The organism is Micromonospora fiedleri (assembly GCF_016774385.1).
Taxonomy (GTDB): domain Bacteria; phylum Actinomycetota; class Actinomycetes; order Mycobacteriales; family Micromonosporaceae; genus Micromonospora; species Micromonospora gifhornensis.
This window is the reverse complement of record NZ_JAETXL010000115.1, coordinates 1-443: the sequence shown is the minus strand read 5'-3', so window position 1 is coordinate 443 and position 443 is coordinate 1. Positions and strand designations below refer to the sequence as shown.

1 protein-coding gene is annotated in these 443 nt (G+C 55.5%); it reads right to left on the bottom strand.

From position 1 onward, the window contains the following. On the bottom strand, positions 1–391 hold a 391-nt coding region (locus JMF97_RS32530), incomplete at its 3' end, for a catalase (protein ID WP_498043324.1). Positions 392–443 lie beyond the last annotated feature (52 nt).

Here is a 443-nt window from a genome sequence, read left to right as displayed (position 1 = left end):
GGGCATCCGCATAAGCGAATACACGGCCCTGGAGCATGCGGTCCGGCGACAAGCCAACACCTGGGACCATGTTGCTTGGCCCGAATGCCGCTTGCTCGACTTCAGCGAAGTAGTTCAGCGGATTACGGTTGAGCTCAAGCTCACCCACTTCGATCAGAGGAAACTCTTTCTGCGACCAGGTCTTGGTCACGTCGAAAGGATTCTCGTAATGAGCAGCCGCTTGGGCTTCAGTCATGATCTGAATGCAAACGCGCCATTTCGGGAAGTCTGCGCGCTCGATCGCTTCAAACAGGTCACGCTGGGCGTAATCTGGATCGGTACCGGCCAGGCGTGCAGCATCTGCTGGCGCGAGGTTCTTGATCCCTTGTCGGGTTTTGTAATGCCACTTCACCCCTGTCTCTTATACACATCTAGATGTGTATAAGAGACAGCGCCTGCACCCT